The sequence below is a fragment of the Variovorax sp. RTB1 genome (assembly GCF_035018765.1).
In the GTDB taxonomy this organism is placed as follows: Bacteria; Pseudomonadota; Gammaproteobacteria; order Burkholderiales; family Burkholderiaceae_C; genus Variovorax.
This window is the reverse complement of record NZ_JASJXG010000019.1, coordinates 14,780-34,735: the sequence shown is the minus strand read 5'-3', so window position 1 is coordinate 34,735 and position 19,956 is coordinate 14,780. Positions and strand designations below refer to the sequence as shown.

Sequence of the window (19,956 nt, the reverse complement as noted above, 5' to 3'; positions counted from 1 at the left end):
GTCGATCGGGGCGATCAGGCGAACGACTTCTTGAAAGCGGTGACGGCGGCCGTCAATTCGGCTTCCGCATCCTTGTCGAGCGCCTTGGCTTTTTCGATCTTGTCGAGGAGCGGTGCGTAACTCGACTTCAGGAATTGATGCAGACCATGTTCGAACGGCAGCACCTTCTTGATCTCGAGATCGTCCATGAAGCCCTTGTTCACCGCGAACAGCGTCGCACCCATCAGCGAGACGGGCAGCGGGCTGTATTGCGCCTGCTTGAGCAGTTCGGTCACACGGGCACCACGGTCGAGTTGCTTGCGGGTGGCTTCGTCGAGGTCGGACGCGAACTGCGCGAACGCGGCCAGTTCACGGTACTGCGCCAAGTCTGTACGAATACCGCCTGACAGACTTTTGATGATCTTTGTCTGCGCAGCCGAACCGACGCGCGACACCGAGATGCCCGCATTGATGGCAGGACGGATACCGGCGTTGAAAAGATTGGTCTCCAGAAAAATCTGGCCATCGGTAATCGAGATCACGTTGGTCGGCACGAACGCGGACACGTCGCCGGCTTGTGTCTCGATGATTGGCAGCGCCGTCAGTGAACCGGTCTTGCCCTTGACTGCACCCTTGGTGAAGTCTTCGACGTATTTTTCGTTCACGCGGGCGGCGCGCTCGAGCAGGCGGCTGTGGAGATAGAACACGTCGCCTGGGTAGGCTTCGCGACCTGGTGGCCGACGCAGCAGCAGCGACACCTGGCGGTAGGCCACGGCCTGCTTGGAAAGGTCGTCGTACACGATCAGCGCGTCTTCTCCGCGGTCGCGGAAATACTCGCCCATGGTGCAGCCCGAGTAGGCCGACACGTACTGCATGGCGGCCGATTCCGATGCGGAAGCAGCGACCACGATGGTGTAGTCCATAGCGCCCGCTTGCTCGAGCGCACGCACCACGTTCTTGATCGAGGAAGCCTTCTGGCCAATCGCGACGTAGACGCAAGTGACGTTCTGACCCTTCTGGTTGATGATCGCGTCGATCGCGACGGCGGTCTTACCGGTCTGGCGGTCACCGATGATCAGCTCGCGCTGACCGCGGCCGATCGGCACCATCGAATCGATCGACTTGAGACCGGTTTGCAGCGGCTGGTCGACAGACTTGCGGGCGATCACGCCCGGAGCGACCTTTTCGATCACGTCGGTCATCTTGGCGTTGATCGGGCCCTTGCCGTCGATCGGCTGACCCAGTGCATTCACCACGCGGCCGATCAGTTCCGGGCCCACGGGCACCTCGAGAATGCGGCCCGTGCACTTCACGGTATCGCCTTCGGAGATGTGCTCGTACTCGCCCAGAATCACGGAACCGACGGAGTCACGCTCGAGATTCAGTGCCAGCCCGTAAGTCGGAGTGCCGTCGGCTGTCGGCGGGAACTCGAGCATTTCGCCCTGCATCGCATCGGACAGACCATGCACGCGCACGATGCCGTCGGTAACGGACACCACGGTGCCTTCATTGCGAATGTTCGCGCTGACGCCGAGGCCTTCGATACGGCTCTTGATCAGCTCGGAAATTTCTGCGGAATTGAGTTGCATGACTCTTTCCTTCTTTCTTTGTAAAGGGCTGGGGGCCGTCAGGCCGCCAGCGCAACTTTCATTTGTTCGAGGCGCGCTTTGACGGAGGTGTCGAGCACCTCGTCGCCGACCACCACACGAATGCCGCCGATGAGCGCCGGCTCTTGCTGAACCGTCACCTGGAGCTTGCGGTCGAAGCGCTTTTCGAGAGCAGCCGACACGCCGACCAGGTCTGCGTCGTCGATTGGGAAAGCGCTGTACACGATGGCGTCCGAAGAACCGCTTCGGGCATTCGCGAGTGCCCGGAACTGCTTCGCAATTTCCGGCAGCACCGCAAAACGGCCGTTGTCGAGCAACGCGCCCAGAAAGTTCTGCGCAGGTGCCGTCAGCGCTGCACCGTTGGCACTCGCAACGATGCCGAGCATTTGCTCGGTGGTCGTGCGCGGGCCGCTGGCGAACTGCAGCAAGGCAGGGTCGGTCGAGATCACGGCCAGCTTGTCGAGCCAGGCGCTGGTGGCGCCGAGGTTCGACGACGACGCTTTGAACAGCGCCTCGGCATAAGGACGTGCGATGGTGGCGAGTTCAGCCATGGTGCATCAAAGCTCGGTCTGCAGACGGGCCAGCAAATCGGCGTGGACGGCCGGATTCACTTCCTTGCGCAGGATCTGCTCAGCGCCCTTGACGGCCAGCGCAGCGACTTGCTCACGCAATGCCTCGCGTGCCTTCAGCGCTTGCTGGTCGGCTTCGACGCGAGCGGCGGCAACGATCTTGTTGCCCTCTTCGGTCGCACGCGACTTGGCTTCTTCGATGATGGCCTGTGCGCGACGCTCGGCATCGGCCACGCGTTGCGCGGACTCGTTGCGCGCCTGACCGAGTTCGACTTCTACGCGCTTGTTGGCGGCGGTCAGTTCGGACTTGGCTTTGTCGGCAGCAGCGAGGCCTTCGGCGATCTTTGCAGCGCGTTCGTCTAACGCCTTCGTGATCGGCGGCCACACGAACTTCATCGTGAACCCGACCAGGATCAGGAACACGATCATCTGAACGATCAGGGTACCGGTAATGCTCACTTTTTACCCTCTCTATGGGATTGAAACCGAGGCCATCTCGCCAGTAAAAAACAGGGAAACGACATCGAAGGTCCTACGAGAAAGACTTACTTGGGCAGGTTGGCGATTTGCGCCAGGAACGGGTTGGCCGTAGCGAACCACAGCGCGATACCGGTACCAATAATGAAGGCAGCGTCGATCAGACCGGCCAGCAGGAACATCTTGGTTTGCAGTTCGCCCATGAGCTCAGGTTGGCGTGCGGCCGATTCGAGGTACTTGCTGCCCATGATGCCGATACCGATGCATGCGCCCACAGCGCCCAAACCGATGATGAGGCCGGCGGCCAGTGCAACAAAGCTAATAACTTCCATGATGACTCCTAGAGGACTTTGGTTGACGAGAAACAGAAAACAGAGAAAACAGAAAACGAAACAGGATCGATCCGAAGATCAAAGAGGGCCGATGTCGGTCAGTGGTGGTCGTGGGCCTGACCCACATAGACCAGCGCCAGCATCATGAACACGAAGGCCTGCAGCGTGATGATCAGGATGTGGAAGATGGCCCATGCCGTGCCTGCCACGATCTGGCCCAGTGCCAGCAGAATACCGGTCGCCGACAGCGACCACGCGCCACCCATCAGGGCGATCAGCAAAAAGATCAGTTCGCCGGCGTACATGTTGCCGAACAGCCGCATGCCGTGCGAAACCGTTTTGGCGACGAACTCGATGATCTGCATCGCGAAGTTGAACGGGTACAACGCCCAATGATTGCCGAACGGCGCAGTGAAAAGCTCGTGAACCCAACCGCCGAGACCCTTGATCTTGATGTTGTAGTAAAGGCAAATCAGCAACACCGCCACCGACATGCCCATGCTGATCGACAAGTCAGCCGTCGGAACCACGCGCAAGTAGGCGTGATGCGGATCACCACCGGCAGCGCCGTAGATTTTTTCCCAAATGAACGGAAACAGATCGACCGGGAACAAGTCCATGGCGTTGAGCATGAAAATCCACACGAAGATCGTCAGCGCGAGTGGCGCGACGAACTTGCGGCTCTTGGCGTTGTGCACGATGCCCTTGGCTTGCTGATCGACCATTTCGACCAGCAGCTCGACGAAGGCCTGGAAGCGGCCCGGCACACCCGAGGTTGCCTTGCGCGCTGCAAGCCAAAGAACGAAACAACCGAGCGCGCCGAGCGCGATCGCAAAAAACAGCGAATCGAAATTGAAGACCGAAAGATCGGCCACGCCACTCGGCTTGGAGCTTTGCAGATGCGTCAAGTGGTGAACGATGTATTCACCAGCCGTTAGACCGTGTTCCGCAGCGTTTTCAGCAGCCATTCCGTTATTCGTCTCGTTGTTGCTGGCGCCGGGGCGTTAACACCACCGCCAGCCAGGCCGCCTTCATTGTCACCACCAAACCAACCAGCATTGCAGGCCAGCTCAGCGCCGTAATCAGCCTTGGCGCCGCGATCAGCATCGCGAGCGACAAGGCCATCTTGACCATTTCCCACAAAAAGAATCCAAACACCGCGGTGCCCGGATTCAGGGAAGAAAACTTGCCGGTCAGCCCCCGCGCGAACACCGCAGCGGGAATGACCACTGCCAGCGCGCCGTACCCAGCCGACCAACCTAGATTTTGCCTCCCGGTCAGGCCCCAGGCGGCCAAAGCCACCAGCACCCCGACCACCCACTGGCCCGCGATCACCCGCCAAAGGGAAACCGACGGGCTCTTAGCCCTCAACGCCTGCGCCTCTTCGGCCGTGAGCGGCTTGAAGTCAGCTTCCTGGTCGTTTACTTGCGTATCAAAAGTATCCACGTGGTCCCGGGCAATTTTTTTCATTGGAGTGAAGCCCGGGGACAGCGCGGAGCGATCAGGAATTTCTACAAAGCCGTTGATTATAAGTAAATCCCATGCCTTTCCAGGCACGACCGCACGCCGATGCGCAAAACGTGCAGCGACATCGGAACCTTCGCCTTGACGACAACACGCCAAGACGTGCCCACCATAATTCCTCATGCACCCAATTGCGAACGCCTTGCCCGACTCGCTCTGCTATCTCGACGGCGACTACACCCCGCTGCGCGACGCCAAGGTAAGCGTGCTCGACCGCGGCTTCATCTTCGGCGATGGTGTTTACGAAGTCGTCCCCGTCTATGGCGGAACGCCTTTCTGCTTCGATGAACACATGGCGCGACTCGGGCGCTCGCTGGCAGAACTGTGCATCGACAATCCGTTGACGCTCGATCAATGGCGCGAGATCACGATGAAGCTTGCAAAGCCCGGCGCCATGTCGCCGGAAGCCGCGCCCCAGGCCGTTTATTACCAAGTGACGCGCGGCGTGGCGATGCGTGATCACGCGATGCCGAAAGGCCTAATGCCGACCGTGTTCGCGATGGTCAACCCTATGAAGCCGGTGCCCGATGCGGTGCGCGCTGCGGGTGTTAGTTGCGTCACCGCCGCCGACTTTCGCTGGCAAAAAGCGCACATCAAGGCCACGAGCCTGCTGGGCGCGGTGCTGGCGCGGCAGATCAGCGTCGACGCTGGCGCCACCGAGACCGTGATGTTCCGCGGCGAGTTCCTGAGCGAAGCGTCGTCCAGCAACGTATGGGTCGTCAAAGACGGCCGCATGAGCGGATCACCCAAAGATGAACTCGTTCTCGCAGGCATTCGCTACGGCTTGCTCGAGCGCTTGTGCGCCGACTGCAGCATCCCCTTCGAATTGCAGCGCATCACGCGGGACGAAGTGTTCGGCGCTGACGAGTTGCTGCTGTCGTCCGCCACCAAGGAAGTATTGCCAGTCGTGACGCTCGACGGGCACCCCATTGGCAACGGCCAACCCGGCCCCATTTACCAGGTGCTGTACGCGGCCTACCAGGACGCGAAGCAGCGCAATCGCTAACCGAAACACTTACGGAGCCCGCCATGAGCACGCCCGATCCCACCCGACAGGAATCGCTGATCGAATACCCGTCCCAGTTCCCGATCAAGGTGATGGGCGTCAAGGCCGACGGCTTCGTGCACGCCATCACCCAGATCGCAGAACAGTTCGACCCGACCTTCGACGCGACCACGGTCGAGCTGCGCGACAGCAAGGCCGGCAACTACCTGGGCGTGACGATCACCGTCACCGCTACCAGTCGTGAACAGCTCGATGAGCTGTATCGGGCGCTGTCGTCGCACCCTTCAGTCAAGGTCGTTCTTTGAGGCTTTCGCGTTCGCTGGAGCGCCGAAGACAACTTCGCTGCGCGCCGTGCGTTTTTAGTCTGGCGATCTGCGCGCTGCACGCAGGGCCGGAGGCGAAATGACCGCTCCGACGACTTCGCAACACATCGACGCACCGCAACAGCCGATGCCGATCGAAGTGCAGTGGCTTGGCCCTGCCGACTACGCAGCGACCTTCGCCGAGATGAAAAATTTCACGCAGGGACGCACCGCAGAAACACCCGACATGCTCTGGCTGTGCGAACACGACGCGGTTTTCACGCAGGGTCTCGCGGGCAAGCGGGGCCATATCATCGACGCCGGCGACATCCCGATCGTGCAATCCGACCGCGGCGGTCAGGTGACTTATCACGGGCCGGGTCAGGTCGTCGCCTACCCGTTGCTCGATCTGCCCCGCGCTGGCTACTACGTCAAAGAGTACGTCTATCGCATTGAAGAATCGGTGCTCCGCACGTTGGCGCATTTCGGCGTGACAGGGCATCGCATCGTTGGCGCGCCGGGTATTTATGTCCGGCTGGACGATCCGTTTTCGCATGCGCGGCTGGCCTCATCGGCAATGCCTGCATCGATGGGAGCGTTAGCCAGCACATCCGCGGGTGCACTGCCGATCGACACCTTCGCCGGCCTCGGCAAGATCGCCGCGCTCGGCATCAAAGTCAGCCGCCATTGCACGTACCACGGTGTTGCGCTCAACGTCGCGATGGACCTCGAACCCTTCTCGCGCATCAACCCTTGCGGCTACGCGGGGCTGAAAACAGTCGACCTTTCTATAATTGGCGTCCAAACCACTTGGGACGACGCTGCCCGGGTTTTGAGCCAGAAGCTCATCACCGCCCTCGCACCCTGATCCCGCCCTAGCAGTCCGATATGAGCACCACCGAAGTCGTCCGCGATATCCAGAGCCAGGAAACCTACAACCCTCTTGCCAAGCAGAAGGCCGCGGCCAAGCTGTCGCGCATTCCGGTGAAGGTAATCCAGGGCGAGGTGCTGAAAAAGCCGGAGTGGATTCGGGTGCGCGCCGGTTCGCCGACAACGCGCTTCTACGATATCAAGCAGATCCTGCGGGAAAGCAACCTGCACACGGTGTGCGAAGAAGCGTCGTGCCCGAACATCGGCGAATGCTTCGGCAACGGCACCGCGACCTTCATGATCATGGGCGACAAGTGCACGCGGCGCTGCCCGTTCTGCGATGTCGGCCACGGCCGACCCGACCCCCTCGACAAGGACGAGCCGCTGAATTTGGCGAAGACCATCGCCAGGCTGAAGTTGAAGTACGTGGTGATCACCAGCGTCGACAGGGACGATTTGCGCGATGGTGGCAGCCAGCACTTCGTCGACTGCATCCGCAACATCCGCGAACTCTCGCCGATGACGCAGATCGAAATTCTGGTGCCCGACTTCCGCGGCCGCGACGACCGCGCGCTGGAGATTTTGAAGCTCGCGCCGCCAGATGTGATGAACCACAACCTGGAAACCGCGCCGCGCCTGTACAAAGAAGCGCGTCCCGGCAGCGACTACCAGTTCAGCTTGAACCTGCTGAAGAAGTTCAAGGCGTTGCATCCGAAAGTACCGACCAAGAGCGGCATCATGGTGGGCTTGGGCGAGACCGACGAAGAAATTTTGCAAGTGATGCGCGACATGCGCGAAAACGAGATCGACATGCTGACCATTGGCCAGTACCTGTCGCCATCGACCTCACACCTGCCGGTGCGCCGCTATGTGCACCCGGACACCTTCAAGATGTTCGAGGAAGAGGCCTACAAGATGGGTTTCAGCCATGCCGCAGTGGGTGCGATGGTGCGCAGCAGCTACCACGCCGACCAGCAGGCGCACGCAGCGGGCGTTTAACGCCGTTGACGGGCTGAAAAGCCTGCAGCCGGACTTCTCAGCGCCAGCCGCGATGCCAGCCATATTGCGGGTGGTGCCAGCCGTAACCGTAGCGAGGGTGCTGCATCCATATGAAGCCGACGCCCGGGCTCACATAGGTCGGCGTTACCGAAATGATCGGCGGCTCGACATACACCGGCCCCGGCGCGCCGTATGGGCCAGGGGCCACGACGCAACCTGCAGTCGCGAGCAAAAGTCCGAGTACCACCGCGGCGCTTGCGCATCGGGCGATCTTGTTTTCAGTCATGAATGCTCAGCTAGAGCTGGACCGACGGGGCTGCGGCTGTCGCGTTGGCGGGCCTGAACGCTTGTCGTCTGCGCGGACCACATTGATCATAAGGATCGTATTGAAAGTATTCGTCATGTGCAGACAACGCCCTGCCCGTGGACCGGGTTGACGGCTCCCGCCTCCCGGTAATCCCTGATACATAGCTTTGACTGAGCTTTACTCTCGCCCCACCACCTCTTTTCAGCCAGATCAAACTCTGATGGACACCTTCCAGACCGCCATCGATCGCGTTTTCGGCGCGATTTCCGACCTCATCGCGCTCCACGCACGGCAAAACCCCGAGCGCCCCGCTCTGCGCGATGCCGGCACCACGCTGAACTACGCCGAACTCGACGCGCTGATGGACCGCATCGCGGCGAGCCTGCAGCGCGACGGTCTGGGCGCCGGTGACGCTATCGCAATTTGCGCAGCGGCTTCGGTGCCGTACGCAGCCGTGTTTCTGGGCGCGTTGCGTGCCGGAGTCGCCGTAGCACCGCTGGCGCCCGGATCGACGTCCGCCAGCCTGGCCCGAATGATGGAAGACGCCGAAGCGCGCCTGCTGTTCATCGATGCATCGACTGCCGCCGGCACCGGCAACGCACCCACGCCGACCCGCATCACGCTTGACGGCTCGAACGCCGGCCGCACATTCGATGACTGGTTGTTGCCCGTCGGCGCCCAGCCCGCCGCGGTCGAGGTGCAGCCGTCGTGGCCTTTCAACATCATCTATTCATCGGGCACCACCGGCGAGCCCAAAGGCATCGTGCAAGGTCACGGCATGCGCTGGGCGCACGTTCAGCGTGGCGCCAAATACGGCTACGGCCGCGACACCGTCACGCTGCTCTCGACACCGCTGTACTCCAACACCACGCTGGTCGTCTTTTTTCCGACGCTGGCGTTCGGCGGCTGCGTGATCCTGATGCCGAAGTTCGATGCGGTCGGCTACCTGACACTCGCCGAGCAACATCGCGTCACGCACACGATGCTCGTGCCGGTTCAGTACCAGCGCCTGATGGCGAATTTGGCCTTCGGCGACCACGACCTGTCATCGTTTCGTGCCAAGTTCAGCACCAGCGCACCGTTCGGTGCCGCTCTCAAGGCCGACGTGCTCGCGCGCTGGCCCGGCGGGCTGATCGAGTTCTATGGCATGACCGAAGGCGGTGGCACCTGCATCCTCGAGGCACACCTGCACCCGACCAAACTGCACACTGTCGGGCGGGCGGCCGAAGGCAGCGACATTCGGCTTATCGATGAAGACGGTCGCGAGGTCGCACCGGGCGCCGATGGCGAGGTCGTCGGCAGTTCGGCCGGCATGATGACCGGCTACCACCGCCAGCCCGAAAAAACGCGCGAGGCCGAATGGTTCGATGCAACAGGCAAACGGTTCATCCGCACCGGCGATGTCGGTCGCTTCGATGCCGACGGCTTTCTCACGCTGTTCGACCGGAAGAAGGACTTGGTCATCAGCGGCGGCTTCAACATCTACCCGAGTGATCTCGAGGCCGTGGTGCGCGCGCATCCGGCCGTCGCGGATGTTGCCGTGGTCGGTGTTCCGTCCGAACAATGGGGCGAAACGCCGGTGGCGTTCGTGGTGCGCCGCGCCGGCGACGACACGCCGGAGGACACGCTCTTGCAATGGACCAATGCGCAGCTCGGCAAGACGCAGCGACTGTCGGCCTTGCATTGGATTGACGAGCTGCCGCGCAGTGCGATCGGCAAGGTGTTGAAGCGCGAGTTGCGCGAGCGGGTGCGTTAACTCTTCCGCGCATATCGATGCGCGACTGAGGCCCGCGCATCGACGCCCGCGACACGTGCTCTAAGCTCGCGCGCCATGTCTTCGACTCTCTACGCTCTCACCGCCATCGCCATCTGGGCCACGCTCGCTTCGCTCGGCAGCGCGCTGTCGCACGTTCCGCCTTTTCTCCTGACGGGACTCGCGCTCATCATCGGAAGCATGCCGAGCTGGCCACTGGTGCTGCGCGACCGCGAGGCCTGGAAGGTGCCGAAGACGACGCTCGCGCTCGGCATCTACGGCCTCTTCGGCTTTCACTTTCTGCTGTTCATCGCACTGCGTCACGCGCCACCGATCGAGGCCAATCTGGTGAACTACCTGTGGCCGTTGTTCATGGTGGTGTTGGCACCGTTGCTGCTGCCGGGCGTGTCGTTGCGGCCGTTGCACATCGTCGCTGCACTGCTCGGCTTCGTGGGTGCCGCCGTTGCCATCCTCGGCGCACGCAGCGGCACGGCATCGTCTGCAGTGACCGAGTACTGGGGCTTCGTTCCGGCGCTCGGTTCGGCCTTTATCTGGGCCAGCTATTCGCTGTGGACCAAGCGGGTCGCGGCCTTTCCGACGTCGGCCATCGGCCTGTTCGGCCTCGTGTCGGGCGCGCTTGCTCTGGTGTGCCATGCGCTGCTGGAACCATCGGCAACGCTCGTCGGCAAGGACTGGATGCTGATCGTGCTGTGCGGCCTAGGCCCACTCGGCGCGGCTTTCTTCGTCTGGGACATGGCGCTCAAGCGTGGCGACGCGCGGCAGATCGGCATCCTGAGTTACCTCACACCGCTGGCCTCGACGGCTCTGCTCCTGCTGGTGACGGGTCGCCCGCTCACATGGTCGATCGCGTTGGCGGCCGCGCTGATCATCGCCGCGGCGGTCATGGGCTCGCGCGCAAGCGGTCGCGCGGGTCGCGCGCCAGCCGCATAGGCTCTGCTCGCTATCGATTCAGTGGCATTCGGCTCGCCAAGGCAGTATCTTCATCCAAGGCACAACCCCAATTGACCCCAAGGAGATCCTCATGCCCCTCGTTCGCATCGACCTCGCACGCGGCAAATCTGTCGCGCAGCGCCAGACCATCGGCGACGTCATCTACAACGCGATGATCGCGACCATCAACGTGCCGAAGGACGATCGATTCCAGATCATCACCGAGCACGCGCCGGACGACCTCATCGTCGACAAGACCTACATGGGCATCCAGCGCACCGCCGACTGCGTGCTGATCCAGATCACGCTGAACGAAGGGCGCACGGTCGAGCAGAAGCAAACCTTCTACAAGGCCATCGTCGATGGGCTGCACGAACGACTGGGCATGCGACGCGAGGACGTCTTCATCAATCTTGTCGAGGTGCGCAAGGAGAACTGGTCGTTCGGCAATGGCGAGGCGCAGTATGTGACCTGACTTGATTCGAGGTGCTCAGCGGTGAGCAAGCGTCAAAGTTCGAGTACCAGCCGATCGCCGCACGCACGCGAGCAGCAGGTCATCATCTTCACACCGGCCTCGCGCTCGGCGCGCGTGAGCACCACGTCGCGATGATCCACCTTGCCTGACAGCACGCGCACTTCGCACGAGCCGCACAGGCCTTCTTCGCAATCGCTCTGCACGTCGATGTTGGCGGCGCGCAGGGCCGACAGCACGGTCTGGTCCGCGGCCACATGCACGACGATGCCGGAGTCTTTCAACTCGACATCGAAGGCACGCTCGCGTGACGGGTCGAGCGTGCGCAAGGTCGATACGAAATGCTCGATGTGCAGCGTGTCTTCGGGCCACGCGGCGCAATGCGCTTCGAGCGCTTGCAGCATCCGCAGCGGACCGCACGCGTAGACCTGGGTGCCCATTTCGGGTGTGGCGAGCAGCGCCGCCAAGTCGTTGCGCCCGCCTTCGTCCTGCGCATAGACCTTCAACCGGTCTCCATGCAACGTGCGCAACGCATCCAGAAATGCCATCGTGGCGCGGCGTCGACCGCTGTAGTGCAGCTCGTAGTCGATGCCGAGTTCCTTGGCGCGTCGCGCCATCGCACTGATAGGCGTGATACCGATGCCGCCCGCGATGAAGATGAGCTTGCGCGCGGACTCGTCGAGATGAAAGTGATTGCGCGGCCCACGGATCTTGAGCTTGTCGCCGACCTGAATCGACGTATGGACCCAGCTCGATCCACCGCGGCTCTCCGGGTCGCGCAGCACCGCGATCTCGAACGCGCTCGTATCTGCAGGATTACCGCACAGCGAGTACTGGCGCGACACATCGGGATGTCCGCATTCGATGTCGATGTGCGAGCCCGGCGCCCAACGCGGCATCGGTCGTCCATCGGGTGCGACCACGCGCAGCTTGACGATGCCTTCGGCCACCGGCGTGACGCTCTCGACCACCACCGGCCGAGTGATCGCACCCTTCGACGGTTCACCTAGCCGTAATGGCTCGACGCCTTGCGGACGACGCAACGCGGGATGTGCGCGCTCGGGGTTGTGCACCGGGTCCCACTCGACCCACAAATGCTCGGGCCCGCGAAACGACGTGTTGGGCACATAGCTGAACTGTTGCGGCGCGAGACGCATGTGCGGCAGGCGCCGACTGAACTCCTCCAGAAAAATCTGCATCTCCATGCGCGCCAGGTTCTTGCCCATGCACTGGTGCGAGCCATAGCCGAAGGTGAGATGGTCGCTCGCGTTGTCGCGCCGGATGTCGAACAGATCGCCATCGGGAAAGTGCGCCTCGTCGTGGTTGGCCGACGAGGTCACGATGAGCAGCTTGGAGCCCGCCGGCAGATCGACACCGTCGATGCACGAATCTTTCGTGACCATGCGGCGCCAGGCCGCGACCGAGCCGTTATGGCGCAGGCACTCTTCGACCGCGTTAGGAATCAGGCTCGCGTCTTCACACATTTCGCGCCACGCGTCCGGATGCTGCAGCAGCAGCTTCATCGCATTGGCAGACGCATTGGCTGTGGTTTCGTGCGCGGCCACGATGCCGGCCATCATCATCGAGTGCAGGTACGAATCGGTGACGACATCGGGCAGCTCGCGTTGCTTGCGCAAACCGTATTGCATCCATCCGCCACTTTCCGTGCCACCGGGGCCATCGAGATCCTGGCGCATCTTGTCGAGCACCTTGCCAGCGAACTGCCAGAAGTTGCCGACCGCGTGGGCCACCGCCACCTGCTCTTCGGGCTTGGGCCGGCCCCAAGTGTTGACGGTGTGCGCGATCGAGTACTTGCGCAGCGTGTCCATGTCTTCTTCGGGTACGCCGAGGAAGTGCAGCGCTACCGTCAGCGGGATTTCCCACAGCATCTGGTCGACCAGGTCGGCCTTGCCGTCGTCGATGAAACGGTCGACGTACTCGCGCGCAAGTTGCCGCACCATCGGCTCGTGGTGCTTCAGTTCTTCAGGTGTGAACGAGTGCATCAGCGCGCGGCGCCGTGGCATGTGCGCGGGCTCGTCTTCGTTGACCAGCGTGCGGTTCAGCGCGAAGCCGTAAGACGCCAGCACCGCATTGGCTTCGTCGCCGGTCGGGGTGATCTTTTCGAGCGCGATCGACGGGCTGAAAGTGATGTTGTCCCGAAAGATCGCCTTGATGTCGTCGTAGCGCGTGACGACCCAGTAGCCGAGCTTGGGGCTCCAGAAGATCGGCTCTTGCTCACGCGCCCAGCGCACGTACTCCGGCGGGTCTTGCTGGTAGCCGTCTTCGAACGGATCGAAGTCGGCCGCGCGCCGACTCACCGGGCAACCGGTGGGCGTGCGCTCCGCGGACAACGGCCCGTGCGCCACCGGGCAGCCCGCACCGCGGACCGGGGGTTCGAGCGTGCTCATCAATCCAGCGTTATTTTCAGGTCGCGGATCAGCTTTTGCCAGCGCACGGCTTCCGTTCTGAGCAGCTCGGCGAACTGTGCCGGCGTGTTGCCGACCGGCTCCACGCCGAAGTCTTCGAGCCGCTTGTGCACTGCGGGGTCGTTAATGGCCGCGACCACCTGCTTGTTGAGCGCAGCGATCACCTCGGGCGGTGTCGCGGCGGGCACCACCATCCCGACCAGCGCAGCGGCCTCGACGTTCTTGTAGCCCAGCTCGGCGAAGGTCGGCACGTCAGGCAACTGCGGCAGGCGCGTTGCGTTGGCCACCGCCAACGCCTTGACCTTGCCGCCCTTGATGAAGCCGGCACCGGCCGCCAAGTCGACCATCATCGCCGGCACCTGTCCACCGGCCACATCGGCAAGCGCTGGCGCGGCACCGCGGTACGGCGCGTGGACCATGAAAAGGCCGGCTTCCGACTTGAGCAATTCCATCGCCAGATGGTGCGGACTGCCGGCGCCGGCCGATGCGTAGTTGAGCCCGCCGGGCTTGGCCTTGGCCTGCGCGATGAAGTCCTTGGCGTCTTTGACCGAGATGCCCGGACCGACCACCAGGATCATCGGGAAGCGACCCATCAACGTGACCGGCGCCAGGTCTTTGGTCGGGCTGTAGCTCAGCGTCTTGTAGAGCACCGGGTTGTAGACCAGCGTGCCGTTGTCGGCCGACAGCACCGTGTAGCCGTCGGGCGCCGCGCGTGCCACTTCCGAAGCGCCGATCGCTGTGTTGCCACCCGGCTTGTTGTCGACCAGGATCGACTGACCGATCTGCGTCGACATCACCTGGCTGATGGAGCGCGCCAGAAAGTCGGAGCCGCCGCCTGCCGCGTAAGGCACGACCCAGCGGATCGGCTTGGAGGGAAAGGTTTGCGCCTGCGCCATGGCGCCCGACGCGGCGAGCAAAGGCAGTGCCAGCAGGCAGATCGCCGAAATTTTCTTCATGCATGTCTCCAAACAGTGATCGATAAAAAGCCCGGCTTAGTGTCCTCTGCCGGGCCCGATTCTTCATGGGTGTTTACCGTGACGACACGGCACAAATTGCCTCGATCGGACAGCCTCAGTCGGTCGCGACTTCGAGCACCAGCTTGCCGAAGTTCTCGCCGGCAAAAAGCTTGTTGAGCGACTCGGGGAAAGTCTCGATGCCCTTGACCACGTCTTCCTTGCTCTTCATGCGACCGTCTTTCAGGTAGCCGGCCAATTCCTTGATCGCGATCGGGTAACGGTCGGCGTAGTCGAACACCACGATGCCTTCCATGCGCGCGCGATTCACCAGCAGGCTCAGGTAGTTGCGCGGGCCAGCAGCCGGCATGCTGTTGGCGTTGTTGTACTGGCTGATGGCGCCGCAAATGATGACGCGCGCTTTGCGTGCGAGCTTGGCCAATACCGCGTCGAGGATGTCACCACCGACGTTGTCGAAGTAGATGTCCACGCCCTTGGGGCAATGCTCTTTCAGGCCCGCGCGCACCGCGCCCTCGCCAGCTTTGTAGTCGATGCAGGCGTCGAAGCCCAGCTCTTGGACCACCCACTTGCACTTGGCCTCGCCGCCGGCGATACCAACCACGCGGCAACCCTTGATCTTCGCGAGCTGGCCGACGGTCTGTCCGACCGCGCCTGCTGCGCCCGACACCACGACGGTCTCGCCCTCCTTCGGCTGGCCGACATCCATCAGGCCGAAGTAGCCGGTCATGCCCGGCATGCCGAGCACGTTGAGCCACTGCCCGATGCTGCCAGCGCGGAGGTCGATCTTGACCAAGCCATTGCGCTTCAACTCGTCTTGCGCAATCACGATGTACTCCTGCACGCCGAGCGTGCCGTACACCGTGTCGCCGACCGCGAAGGCCGGATTCTTCGAAGCGATGATCCTGCCGATACCGCCGGCCCGCATCACCTCGCCGATGGCGACCGGTGGGATGTAGCTCCTGGCGTCGTTGAGCCAGCCGCGCATTGCGGGGTCGAGCGACAGCGACAAGGTCTTGACCAGCACGCCGCCGTCGGCCGGCTCGCCGACAGCCTCGTCGGTAAAGCTCCAATGCTCACGCGTGGCAGCGGCGTCGGGGCGTTTGGCAAGGCGAACCTGGTGGTTGACGAGAGCGGTCATGGTGTTGTCTCCTTCGTTGTGATGAGCCGGAATGCTAGTCGCGCGTCGGGGCCGCGCCGGTAGCGCAGGCGACAAAGCCGTCAACGCAAACGCTCCACAACGCGGTTGGCACTGAATTCGCTTGCTCCTCGGGACTACAACAGTAAGAGGTGACCGCATGGCGAAGATCCCACCGGGCGTCGGCCCGCGCTTTCCACAGGTGGTGGTACTGGTCGGCGCCACCGGCGACCTGGCGCGACGCAAGTTGCTGCCCGGCCTCTTTCATCTCTGCACCTCGGGCTTCATTCCGTCGTGCCGGATCATCGGCTGCTCGCTGGACGAGATGGACATCGAGGCCTTCCGGGCCAGCGCGCGATCGGCGCTCGACGAGTTCGGCAGCCGCAAGTTCACGACCGCCGAGTGGGACGCCTTCTCAGCCACGCTCGACTACGTGCCGCTGTCGGCCGGCGCGCCCGCGCTGAAGGCGGCGGTCGAGAAGGCCGAGGCTTCTTTCGGCGGTGCGGAATGCCGAAGGTTGCACTACCTGAGCGTGCCACCCAGCGCGGCGCTGACGGTGGTGCGCACGCTCGGCGAGGCCGGCCTGGTCGAGCGCGCCCGGATCGTGATGGAAAAACCCTTCGGCACCAACCTTGCGAGCGCCGTCACACTGAACTCCAAGCTGCACGAAGTCTTCGCGGAAGAGCAGATCTTTCGCATCGATCACTTTCTGGGCAAGGAGCCGGCGCAGAACATCCTGGCCTTCCGCTTCGCCAACGGCCTGTTCGAGCCGATCTGGAACCGAAATTTCATCGACCACGTACAGATCGACGTGCCCGAGACGCTGGGCCTCGGCAAGCGCGCCGGCTTCTACGAGCAGACCGGCGCCTACCGCGACATGGTGGTCACGCACCTGTTCCAGATCCTGGCCTTCATGGCGATGGAGCCTCCGACCGCGCTGGAACCAGCACCCATCGGCGAGGAAAAGAACAAGGTGTTTCGCAGCATGCTGCCGATCGTCCCGGCGGACGTGGTGCGCGGACAGTACGCTGGCTATCGCGCCGAAGAGGGCGTCGATCCGGACTCGGACACCGAAACCTTCATCGCGCTCAAGTGCCACATCGACAACTGGCGATGGGCCGGCGTGCCTTTTTATCTGCGCACAGGAAAGCGGTTGGCCGAAGGGCAGCGCATCATCTCCATCGCCTTTCGCGAGCCGCCCAAGAGCATGTTTCCGCCCGGCTCGGGCGTCGGGGCACAAGGGCCCGATCACCTGACCTTCGACCTGGCCGACGCCTCGAAGATGTCGCTGTCGTTCTACGGCAAGCGCCCCGGCCCCGGCATGCGGCTCGACAAACTGAGCCTGCAGTTCGCCATGCACGACACCGGCCTGGCCGGTGACGTGCTCGAAGCCTATGAGCGGCTGATCCTCGACGCCATGCGCGGCGACCGCACGCTGTTCACCACGGCCGAAGGCATCGAGCGACTCTGGCAGGTGTCGACCGGCCTGCTGGAATCACCGCCGCCGGTACGCTTGTATGCGCAGGGATCGTGGGGACCGAAGGCGGTGCACCAGTTGATCGCGCCGCACGCGTGGCGGCTGCCTTTCGAGCGGGCCTGGCGCGACCCGAACAAGGTCGGCAGCTGAGCGTGCGCACGCGCTGCCGCTGATGGCAATCGATCAATCGAGCAGCACGTCGACTTGCAAGCCCGGCGAAGCGTTGCGCACGCTCAGGCTGCCGCCATGCGCTTCAGCCACGAGCCGGCACAAGTACATGCCGAGCCCGACGCCGCCAGTCGTTCGCTGCCGAGCGCTGTCAGTGCGATAGAACGGTTCCGTCAGATGCGCCAGTTGCGCATCGTCCACACCGGGGCCGAAGTCGCGCACCTGCAACGCGACCCCGCCACCTTCGCCGGATGACTGCAACGACACGCGCGGAGGCTCTGCAGCGTCAGCGCCGTGGCGCAGCGCGTTGTCGAGCAGGTTGCGCAGCAGCAAGCGGACGCGGGTGCGGTCGAGCTGGCATGGCGCGAGGTCCGTCGCCAGGTCGAGTTCGACCGCGGCGGCGTGCGGCATCTCTGCCACGGTTTCGCGCACCAGCGCCGCAAGGTCGACCGGCTCGCGTTGCAATGCGGCATGAGGACTTGCGAGCCGTTCGCTTTCGAGCAGATCGCTGATGAGGTCACGCATCTCGTTCAGGTCGCGCAGCAGCGCATCGCGCTCGGGCAGCCCTTCGATCGTCGCCGGCAGCAACTCGGCGTTCAGCCGCGCACGGGTCAACGGCGAGCGCAGCTCGTGGCTCAGCGCCAGCAGCAGCGCACGCTTGGCATCGAGCATGCCGCGGATATCGTGCGCCATCGTGTTGATGCGCCGCGCCAGCTCGCCCAGCTCGTCCTTGCGACGCAGCGGAATCGGCTTGTCGAAGTCGCCGGCACCGAAGCGTTCGGCGCCGGCACGGATGTCGTCGAGCGGGCGCAGCAGTCGGCGCACGTAGGCGTAGGCAAAGACGATCAGCGCCAGCAGCAGGGCCAGCGTGACCCAACCGAAACGATGCGGCCCGCGTTGCCACGGCAAGGTGCCTATGCCGAAGCTGATGCGGTGACCGTCGGCGGTGGTGCGGCCGAGCATCTCGCCGGCGCGTGAATCGAAGCCGCGGCGCTCGGTGCGATCGGGATGCGATTCCCAGTTGACCGTCGGCCCCTGAATGCGGATCGCGAGCGGCAGCCGTGCGGCCAATGCCTCGGCGCGCGACACATCGGGCGGCGAGCCGATCTCGGCCGCCAGCCGGTTCGCGTAGTCGGACACCAGGGGCACGCCGGCTTCGCGCCAGCCGCTGGCGAAGGTGCTCTGCATGCCGACGATGAAGACGGCCGTCATCGCGAAGGCGAGCAACAAAAAGACGGTGAGCAGACGGGCACGCAACGAATGGCGCCAGCGATGTCGCCAGCGTCGGCGCTCGATATGCCTCGTGCGATTCATCGCCCGACGGCCAGCGCGTAGCCGGCATTGCGCAGGGTCTTGATGCAGTCGAGCGGCTCCAGCTTCTTGCGCAGGCGACTCACCACGATGTCGACCGCGCGCGTGAAGAGCTCGGCCTCGTGGCCTCGCAGCCTGTTGAGGATGTCGTCGCGGCTGAAGACCTTGCCGGGCTCGGAAGCCAGCAACGCGAGCAGATCGAATTCGGTGCCCGTCAGTTCGACGGCGTGGCCTTGTCGCAGCACTTCGCGCTTGTCGAGATCGATGGCGAGGCCTTCAAAGACGAGGCGCGGTACATGCGTTGTCGGCATGGGCGCTGCTGCGCGTTGACGCCGCAGGATGGTTTGCACGCGCGCGACCAGCTCACGCGGCTCGAACGGTTTGGGCACGTAGTCGTCGGCGCCGAGCTCGAGTCCGACCACGCGGTCCATCACCTCGCCGCGCGCCGTCAGCATGACGATCGGGATGTCGCTTTCCTTGCGGATTTCGCGACACAGCGCGAAGCCGTCCATCTCGGGCAGCATGACATCGAGGATGGCGGCGGCGTAGTGCGTCGCGCGCAGCTTGGCTAGGCCTTCGCTCGGCCGCGTGGCGCTGTCGAGCGTGAAGTCGAAGCGCGCGAAGTAACTCGCGAGCGGCGCGCCCAGGTGCTCGTCGTCGTCGATCAGAAGGATGCGCGGCATGGTCGGATTGTGGATGAGTGCCCCGGCGCCAAGCGAAGCCGGGGCGCAGGTCTCAACTTCTCCAGCGGCGGCCGCCGCGTTGCATGAACTCACGCACCTTGGCTTGCTGGGCGGGGTTCAGGTTGTCGAAGAAATCGGCAGCGGCCAAGATGATGTCCGGGCTGCCAGTGCGTACCGCCGCCGTCTTTTCGTCGACCATCTTTGATGCAGCGGACTGGTCGAGCTTGTTGCCCGCGAAGAGCGACTGGAACTGGGTACGCATGCCACCGGCACCGCCCGCGTCGCGCATGGCGGCGCGTTGTGCGCCCAGCTTGTCGGCGAGCGTGGCGAGCTTCTGCTTTTGCACGGTATCGAGGTCGAGCTTGCCGCCGATGCGCTCGACCATCTTGGCGCGGAACTCCGCAGGGTCGCCACCGCCCCAGCGATGCGCGGCACAGCCGCCGAGACTTCCCGCCACGATGGCGGCACCGGCCAAGCCGAAGAGTGAACGTTTGATCCAGGGTTTCATGAGACTTCCTTGTGTGGGAAAAAGGGGAAGTCCGATGGTGCTTTTGGCGCGCCCCGAAGTCCTTTCGCGGCGGTATCGGCGTGTTTCGTTTTATGTCGACCGATGCCTCAGGCGCTGCTCAGCAAA

General features: G+C 63.4%; 21 protein-coding genes. 8 read left to right on the top strand and 13 right to left on the bottom strand.

Annotated elements, in window-relative coordinates; genetic code table 11:
• Positions 1-14: 14 nt before the first annotated feature.
• The 6 genes from atpA to QN397_RS13750 all read right to left on the bottom strand — a co-directional run bounded on the left by atpA (position 15) and on the right by QN397_RS13750 (position 4,434).
• Positions 15-1,568 carry a F0F1 ATP synthase subunit alpha gene (gene atpA, locus QN397_RS13775; protein ID WP_187054007.1) on the bottom strand — a complete coding sequence of 518 codons (1,554 nt, stop codon included), beginning with the start codon at positions 1,566-1,568 and terminating at the stop codon, positions 15-17.
• A 38-nt stretch (positions 1,569-1,606) separates the two neighbouring features.
• The gene (locus tag QN397_RS13770; RefSeq protein ID WP_323501147.1) at positions 1,607-2,137 is read right to left on the bottom strand and encodes a F0F1 ATP synthase subunit delta; all 531 of its coding nucleotides are present in this window, start codon (positions 2,135-2,137) and stop codon (positions 1,607-1,609) included.
• A gap of 6 nt (positions 2,138-2,143) precedes the next feature.
• Positions 2,144-2,614, bottom strand: a complete 471-nt coding sequence (locus tag QN397_RS13765) for a F0F1 ATP synthase subunit B (RefSeq protein WP_323501146.1) — start codon at positions 2,612-2,614, stop codon at positions 2,144-2,146.
• Between the two features lie 86 nt (positions 2,615-2,700).
• On the bottom strand, positions 2,701-2,964 hold the full coding sequence (gene atpE, locus QN397_RS13760) for a F0F1 ATP synthase subunit C (protein WP_007830191.1): 264 nt from the start codon (positions 2,962-2,964) through the stop codon (positions 2,701-2,703).
• A gap of 98 nt (positions 2,965-3,062) precedes the next feature.
• Positions 3,063-3,932 carry a F0F1 ATP synthase subunit A gene (gene atpB, locus QN397_RS13755; protein WP_323501145.1) on the bottom strand — a complete coding sequence of 290 codons (870 nt, stop codon included), beginning with the start codon at positions 3,930-3,932 and terminating at the stop codon, positions 3,063-3,065.
• A gap of 4 nt (positions 3,933-3,936) precedes the next feature.
• Positions 3,937-4,434, bottom strand: a complete 498-nt coding sequence (locus QN397_RS13750; RefSeq protein WP_323501144.1) for an ATP synthase subunit I — start codon at positions 4,432-4,434, stop codon at positions 3,937-3,939.
• 175 nt (positions 4,435-4,609) lie between these two features.
• Between QN397_RS13750 and QN397_RS13745 the strand changes: the two genes are divergently transcribed.
• The 4 genes from QN397_RS13745 to lipA all read left to right on the top strand — a co-directional run bounded on the left by QN397_RS13745 (position 4,610) and on the right by lipA (position 7,665).
• On the top strand, positions 4,610-5,494 hold the full coding sequence (locus QN397_RS13745; RefSeq protein ID WP_323501143.1) for a D-amino acid aminotransferase: 885 nt from the start codon (positions 4,610-4,612) through the stop codon (positions 5,492-5,494).
• A gap of 23 nt (positions 5,495-5,517) precedes the next feature.
• A complete protein-coding gene (locus QN397_RS13740; RefSeq protein WP_323501142.1) occupies positions 5,518-5,799 on the top strand; it encodes a YbeD family protein in 282 nt (93 codons plus the stop codon).
• Between the two features lie 145 nt (positions 5,800-5,944).
• The gene (gene lipB / locus QN397_RS13735) at positions 5,945-6,664 is read left to right on the top strand and encodes a lipoyl(octanoyl) transferase LipB (protein WP_323501187.1); all 720 of its coding nucleotides are present in this window, start codon (positions 5,945-5,947) and stop codon (positions 6,662-6,664) included.
• A 20-nt stretch (positions 6,665-6,684) separates the two neighbouring features.
• A complete protein-coding gene (lipA, locus tag QN397_RS13730; RefSeq protein WP_323501141.1) occupies positions 6,685-7,665 on the top strand; it encodes a lipoyl synthase in 981 nt (326 codons plus the stop codon).
• Between the two features lie 37 nt (positions 7,666-7,702).
• Here the strand turns inward: lipA and QN397_RS13725 are convergent, their stop codons facing one another.
• A complete protein-coding gene (locus tag QN397_RS13725) occupies positions 7,703-7,951 on the bottom strand; it encodes a hypothetical protein (RefSeq protein ID WP_323501140.1) in 249 nt (82 codons plus the stop codon).
• A 241-nt stretch (positions 7,952-8,192) separates the two neighbouring features.
• On the opposite strand from QN397_RS13725, the gene QN397_RS13720 reads away from it, so the two are divergent.
• The 3 genes from QN397_RS13720 to QN397_RS13710 all read left to right on the top strand — a co-directional run bounded on the left by QN397_RS13720 (position 8,193) and on the right by QN397_RS13710 (position 11,151).
• The gene (locus tag QN397_RS13720) at positions 8,193-9,728 is read left to right on the top strand and encodes a class I adenylate-forming enzyme family protein (RefSeq protein WP_323501139.1); all 1,536 of its coding nucleotides are present in this window, start codon (positions 8,193-8,195) and stop codon (positions 9,726-9,728) included.
• A 75-nt stretch (positions 9,729-9,803) separates the two neighbouring features.
• Complete coding sequence (locus QN397_RS13715; RefSeq protein WP_323501138.1) at positions 9,804-10,676, top strand: DMT family transporter; 873 nt, start codon at positions 9,804-9,806, stop codon at positions 10,674-10,676.
• Between the two features lie 91 nt (positions 10,677-10,767).
• Positions 10,768-11,151: a tautomerase family protein gene (locus QN397_RS13710; protein ID WP_323501137.1), complete on the top strand. Its 384-nt coding sequence runs from the start codon at positions 10,768-10,770 to the stop codon at positions 11,149-11,151.
• 32 nt (positions 11,152-11,183) lie between these two features.
• Here QN397_RS13710 and QN397_RS13705 read toward each other — a convergent pair whose 3' ends face one another.
• The 3 genes from QN397_RS13705 to QN397_RS13695 all read right to left on the bottom strand — a co-directional run bounded on the left by QN397_RS13705 (position 11,184) and on the right by QN397_RS13695 (position 15,686).
• Positions 11,184-13,556: a cytochrome P450/oxidoreductase gene (locus QN397_RS13705; protein WP_323501136.1), complete on the bottom strand. Its 2,373-nt coding sequence runs from the start codon at positions 13,554-13,556 to the stop codon at positions 11,184-11,186.
• Entirely contained in the window at positions 13,556-14,530 is a 975-nt protein-coding gene (locus tag QN397_RS13700; protein ID WP_416352328.1) for a Bug family tripartite tricarboxylate transporter substrate binding protein, read from the bottom strand. The genes QN397_RS13705 and QN397_RS13700 overlap by 1 nt, the downstream gene beginning before the upstream one ends.
• 115 nt (positions 14,531-14,645) lie before the next feature.
• Complete coding sequence (locus tag QN397_RS13695) at positions 14,646-15,686, bottom strand: NADP-dependent oxidoreductase (protein ID WP_323501135.1); 1,041 nt, start codon at positions 15,684-15,686, stop codon at positions 14,646-14,648.
• Positions 15,687-15,843: 157 nt separating this feature from the next.
• Here QN397_RS13695 and zwf point away from each other — a divergent pair, with 157 nt between their 5' ends.
• Entirely contained in the window at positions 15,844-17,310 is a 1,467-nt protein-coding gene (gene zwf, locus QN397_RS13690) for a glucose-6-phosphate dehydrogenase (protein ID WP_323501134.1), read from the top strand.
• Between the two features lie 33 nt (positions 17,311-17,343).
• Here the strand turns inward: zwf and QN397_RS13685 are convergent, their stop codons facing one another.
• The 3 genes from QN397_RS13685 to QN397_RS13675 are packed head-to-tail and all read right to left on the bottom strand — an operon-like array spanning position 17,344 to position 19,830.
• A complete protein-coding gene (locus QN397_RS13685; protein WP_323501133.1) occupies positions 17,344-18,642 on the bottom strand; it encodes an ATP-binding protein in 1,299 nt (432 codons plus the stop codon).
• Positions 18,639-19,322 (bottom strand): response regulator transcription factor, encoded by a 684-nt coding sequence (locus QN397_RS13680; protein ID WP_323501132.1) that lies wholly within the window; start codon positions 19,320-19,322, stop codon positions 18,639-18,641. Before QN397_RS13680 ends, QN397_RS13685 begins: the two co-directional genes overlap by 4 nt.
• A 52-nt stretch (positions 19,323-19,374) precedes the next feature.
• Positions 19,375-19,830 (bottom strand): hypothetical protein, encoded by a 456-nt coding sequence (locus QN397_RS13675; RefSeq protein WP_323501131.1) that lies wholly within the window; start codon positions 19,828-19,830, stop codon positions 19,375-19,377.
• Positions 19,831-19,956 lie beyond the last annotated feature (126 nt).

Bases quoted from the DNA above. Each gene is read 5' to 3' on its own strand.
- atpA (WP_187054007.1), bottom strand. From the start codon at position 1,568: ATGCAACTCAATTCCGCAGAAATTTCCGAGCTGATCAAGAGCCGTATC.
- QN397_RS13770 (WP_323501147.1), bottom strand. From the start codon at position 2,137: ATGGCTGAACTCGCCACCATCGCACGTCCTTATGCCGAGGCGCTGTTC.
- atpE (WP_007830191.1), bottom strand. From the start codon at position 2,964: ATGGAAGTTATTAGCTTTGTTGCACTGGCCGCCGGCCTCATCATCGGT.
- atpB (WP_323501145.1), bottom strand. From the start codon at position 3,932: ATGGCTGCTGAAAACGCTGCGGAACACGGTCTAACGGCTGGTGAATAC.
- QN397_RS13750 (WP_323501144.1), bottom strand. From the start codon at position 4,434: ATGAAAAAAATTGCCCGGGACCACGTGGATACTTTTGATACGCAAGTA.
- QN397_RS13745 (WP_323501143.1), top strand. From the start codon at position 4,610: ATGCACCCAATTGCGAACGCCTTGCCCGACTCGCTCTGCTATCTCGAC.
- QN397_RS13740 (WP_323501142.1), top strand. From the start codon at position 5,518: ATGAGCACGCCCGATCCCACCCGACAGGAATCGCTGATCGAATACCCG.
- lipB (WP_323501187.1), top strand. From the start codon at position 5,945: ATGCCGATCGAAGTGCAGTGGCTTGGCCCTGCCGACTACGCAGCGACC.
- lipA (WP_323501141.1), top strand. From the start codon at position 6,685: ATGAGCACCACCGAAGTCGTCCGCGATATCCAGAGCCAGGAAACCTAC.
- QN397_RS13725 (WP_323501140.1), bottom strand. From the start codon at position 7,951: ATGACTGAAAACAAGATCGCCCGATGCGCAAGCGCCGCGGTGGTACTC.
- QN397_RS13720 (WP_323501139.1), top strand. From the start codon at position 8,193: ATGGACACCTTCCAGACCGCCATCGATCGCGTTTTCGGCGCGATTTCC.
- QN397_RS13715 (WP_323501138.1), top strand. From the start codon at position 9,804: ATGTCTTCGACTCTCTACGCTCTCACCGCCATCGCCATCTGGGCCACG.
- QN397_RS13710 (WP_323501137.1), top strand. From the start codon at position 10,768: ATGCCCCTCGTTCGCATCGACCTCGCACGCGGCAAATCTGTCGCGCAG.
- QN397_RS13705 (WP_323501136.1), bottom strand. From the start codon at position 13,556: ATGAGCACGCTCGAACCCCCGGTCCGCGGTGCGGGCTGCCCGGTGGCG.
- QN397_RS13700 (WP_416352328.1), bottom strand. From the start codon at position 14,530: ATGAAGAAAATTTCGGCGATCTGCCTGCTGGCACTGCCTTTGCTCGCC.
- QN397_RS13695 (WP_323501135.1), bottom strand. From the start codon at position 15,686: ATGACCGCTCTCGTCAACCACCAGGTTCGCCTTGCCAAACGCCCCGAC.
- zwf (WP_323501134.1), top strand. From the start codon at position 15,844: ATGGCGAAGATCCCACCGGGCGTCGGCCCGCGCTTTCCACAGGTGGTG.
- QN397_RS13685 (WP_323501133.1), bottom strand. From the start codon at position 18,642: ATGAATCGCACGAGGCATATCGAGCGCCGACGCTGGCGACATCGCTGG.
- QN397_RS13680 (WP_323501132.1), bottom strand. From the start codon at position 19,322: ATGCCGCGCATCCTTCTGATCGACGACGACGAGCACCTGGGCGCGCCG.
- QN397_RS13675 (WP_323501131.1), bottom strand. From the start codon at position 19,830: ATGAAACCCTGGATCAAACGTTCACTCTTCGGCTTGGCCGGTGCCGCC.